The sequence below is a fragment of the uncultured Leptotrichia sp. genome (assembly GCF_938036635.1).
Classification (GTDB): Bacteria; Fusobacteriota; Fusobacteriia; order Fusobacteriales; family Leptotrichiaceae; genus Leptotrichia; species Leptotrichia hongkongensis.
Map to the genome: position 1 here is coordinate 1 of NZ_CALHQO010000365.1, position 3,525 is coordinate 3,525.

Here is a 3,525-nt window from a genome sequence, read left to right on the forward strand (position 1 = left end):
TTTATAATCTCTAGGCATAATACTATTTTGAAAACAATAACGATTGTTTACTTTATAAAAATAATTTCTATAATTAATCACTACTTTTTCATCTGTTTCCAAAAAACTGTCTACAATATAAATTTCTTTTTTCTTTTCAAATATTGATATACTGTAATTACTATATCTTTTCATAATATAATCTTTTCTAAAAAATTTTATCATAGTCATCACTAGTAATAATATTATTATTACAAATAATTCAATCATTAATTCTAAATACCCCCAAGCAACTCCAACCGAAAAAATTGATACTATGCTAAATATTGAGCAGCACAACATATGAAATCTTTCAAAAATTGAATATTTCACATATAATTTTTCTCCATTCACTTTTTCACGAATTTCTTTTTTTGGATAACCTATTTTCTCCAACAAATATTCCAAAATTTCATCTTTATTTTTTATATCACAAAAAATATAACTTTTTTTATGATTACTTTCTATTGAAACATCAATTATTAAATCACAGAAATACTTATAAATATTTATTGAGCTGTCAAAGTTTAAAAGAATATCATACGATCCTAATATATTTTTTCTCACTGTCAAAGTTTTTATATCATCATATGCAATAGTTTTCTCAAAAAATAGACCTTTTATTCTCACTTCATAATCAGAAAAATCAAATTTTATCTTGCTTTTAATAATCATTACCAAAAGAAATCTGTATACAAAATAACTTATTCCAATAATCAAAAAAATTATTCCAACTTTTTCTTTTTTATTAAATAAAATATCAATTCCTCCTAATAAATGTCCTAAAAACAGTATTAGAAAAAATCATTTATTTTAATATTAATAATAGAAAGAGAGAGAAAAGCATGGAGAAGATAATAGGGATAAATCCAGTAATTGAAGTATTGAAATCAGATAAAAATATTGAGAAACTGGAAATTTATAAGAAGATAAAGAAAGAAACAATCAAGGAAATATTGAATTTGGCAAGTAGAAGGAATATAAAGATTTTTTATACTGATAGACGGACTGAAAATTCACAAGGGGTTGTGGCACTTGTTTCGGAATTTGATTATTATGTGGATTTTTCTGCGTTTTTGGAAAAGCTTTTGAGAAAAGAAAAGTCAAGAGTAGTTGTGCTGGATCAGGTTCAGGATCCAAGAAACTTTGGGGCGATTATAAGAAGTGCAGAGTGCTTTGGAGTGGATGGGATTATTATTCAGGATAGAAATAGTGTGAAAGTCACGGAAACAGTTGTAAAATCATCAACAGGAGCGATTGAGCATGTGGATATTGTAAAAGTCACAAATATTTCTGATACGATTGATAAATTAAAAAAATATGGATATACAGTTTACGGTGCAGAAGCTGATGGACAGAATTATTATTATGAAGAAAATTATCCAGAAAAAACGTGTCTTGTACTTGGAAGTGAAGGAAACGGAATGCGAAAAAAAGTGAAGGAGCATTGCGACAAAATTGTAAAAATACACTTGAAAGGGGAAATAAACTCGCTGAATGTGTCTGTGGCTGGGGGAATAATACTATCAGAGATGTCAAAATAGTAAGATTTAGAATTTTCTTATTCGTAAAAAATATTTAGGTGATTGTAAAAGTGATAAAAATCGAGTAACAGCAGTATTTATAGTCACAAAGGGTCAAGACTGCTTGTTAGTGAGTGAAGCAAAATAAAAAATTCAAGTATAAAAGATACAGTATCTATCGGATTTTTAGATTTTTGAAAATAGCTAAAGGGAGGGAAATTAAATGGGAAAACAAAAGTATATTTTAAATAATACTTATGGAATTAATGGGATAGAAAAAATATCTTTAAAGGAGATAATGAAGATTTTTTCTGTTCCTGAAGAAATAGAAATGAAATTGAGTGATGATAAAATAACGATATCAATAGATTTAATATACAAAGGTTTGAAAATATACTATTCATTAAGTTACTTTGTTGAAAATCTTACAAAACCAGAAACTCAATTTTTAACTTTTTGTATGGAAAAGTTGTATTTAAACAATAGAGAAAGTATAAAAGTAGGAGATGAAATAAAGACAGTTCTTCCTAAAATAAGAAAATATCTTAAGAGAAACAATAAAAATGTTAAATTTGAATATGAGGAAGATAAGTATACAGGGAGATATTTATTTGATAATGGAGAGATTGATATATTTTTTGAAAAATTTGGGAGTAAGAAAGTAATGGATGATATAATGATAAGTTTGCCTTATGAAGATATATTGCCAGAAAATAAGGAAGTTTTGGCAGAAATTAGTAAAATAATGGAGATAAAGACTAAAATAGATGAGTTATTTTGGGAAAAATACAAGAGAGTTGATTAATTGTGAAATTCAAAAAGTATAATAAAAAAGAGGAAATATATAAAATAAAAAAACTTGAAAATAATATAAAAGAGATTATTGATTTTTGGGATCCAATCAAGTTATTGTCTTTTGCTCCACAGGATGAATACGATTTTGAAATTAAGCAAATTAGGAATAAAATGCTTATAAATAAAGATATTAAAACTGACGAATTGGCTTTTGTGATACAGACTGTATTTAAAAATGCTTTTGGAGAAGATGTATATTATTCTGATGAAAATATAGAGTTTGATATTGCAAAGAAAATTTTGAAGAAATGTATTTAAATATTTTCAAAATACAAAAAAATAGAATCTTATATATTTCATCTAAATTTTACTATATGAAGACTTGAAAAATAAAGAAAAATATGGTATTATTATATGAAATATTGAAAATAATCATAGTTATAAATAGAAAGGAGCATAGGCAATTATGAAAAAAGATTTACATCCATCTTACGGATTTGTAGTATTTGAAGATACAAGTAACGGAGAAAAATTCTTAGGAAAATCAACTAAAACTTCTAAAGAAACTACAACTTTTGAAGGGCAAGAATATCCAGTAATAAAAGTTGCAACAAGTTCAACTTCTCACCCATTCTATACTGGAAAATCTAAATTTGTTGATGAAACTGGAAGAGTTGATAAATTTAAGAAAAAATACAACTTATAATTTTGAAAATATTGAAAACAGGGATAACTTATTCTCTGTTTTTTATTTAACTTGATTTTTCTGTTAATATAATTTTAATGGTTGACAATATATTTAATATTTGTTATGATATATGAAATAATTAGTAGGATAGCAGGATAGTAGGAGATTAAATTTATTGAAAAATAAAAATTTTAAAAGGTAATTTAGTAGTTTAAAAAAGTAGTAGTGTTGAAGATTTGAAGGATTTACAAAAGAATAGAGATTTTATAGTTAATTGATTTTAAGTAATTTTGAAAAAATATAAGATTTGAGATTAATTAAGTGTAATTGCTGGATGTAGAGGTTTAAAGTATAATAATTGCTTGATAATTTAAAAATATTTTTGTAATTTTGTCTGCCCATTCATTACAATGGGGAAAATGATAATATAGATTTTTATGGGAGAATTACGTTGGAAACGGATTTATGATACGGCAGAGGAAGAAGACGGTTTCAGGATTC

At 25.3% G+C, this 3,525-nt stretch carries 5 protein-coding genes; 4 read left to right on the forward strand and 1 reads right to left on the reverse strand.

All coding sequences use genetic code 11. The annotated features are described in order from the left end of the window. Positions 1-693, reverse strand: a 693-nt coding sequence (locus Q0370_RS07290; protein ID WP_299574022.1) for a hypothetical protein, incomplete at its 3' end; no start/stop codon positions are given. Between the two features lie 170 nt (positions 694-863). Between Q0370_RS07290 and rlmB the strand changes: the two genes are divergently transcribed. The 4 genes from rlmB (at position 864) to Q0370_RS07310 (ending at position 3,042) form a co-directional block, all read left to right on the forward strand. Further along, positions 864-1,562, forward strand: a complete 699-nt coding sequence (gene rlmB / locus Q0370_RS07295; protein ID WP_299574024.1) for a 23S rRNA (guanosine(2251)-2'-O)-methyltransferase RlmB — start codon at positions 864-866, stop codon at positions 1,560-1,562. Positions 1,563-1,764: 202 nt separating this feature from the next. Next, entirely contained in the window at positions 1,765-2,346 is a 582-nt protein-coding gene (locus tag Q0370_RS07300) for a hypothetical protein (protein WP_299574026.1), read from the forward strand. Positions 2,347-2,348: 2 nt separating this feature from the next. Continuing rightward, positions 2,349-2,654, forward strand: a complete 306-nt coding sequence (locus tag Q0370_RS07305; RefSeq protein ID WP_299574028.1) for a DUF1871 domain-containing protein — start codon at positions 2,349-2,351, stop codon at positions 2,652-2,654. Between the two features lie 148 nt (positions 2,655-2,802). After that, a complete protein-coding gene (locus tag Q0370_RS07310) occupies positions 2,803-3,042 on the forward strand; it encodes a type B 50S ribosomal protein L31 (protein WP_006806019.1) in 240 nt (79 codons plus the stop codon). The last annotated feature ends 483 nt before the right edge of the window (positions 3,043-3,525 follow it).

What these genes read in the sequence shown, in the direction of transcription:
- Q0370_RS07300 (WP_299574026.1), top strand. Translation starts at nt 1,765, where the DNA reads ATGGGAAAACAAAAGTATATTTTAAATAATACTTATGGAATTAATGGG.
- Q0370_RS07310 (WP_006806019.1), top strand. Translation starts at nt 2,803, where the DNA reads ATGAAAAAAGATTTACATCCATCTTACGGATTTGTAGTATTTGAAGAT.
- rlmB (WP_299574024.1), top strand. Translation starts at nt 864, where the DNA reads ATGGAGAAGATAATAGGGATAAATCCAGTAATTGAAGTATTGAAATCA.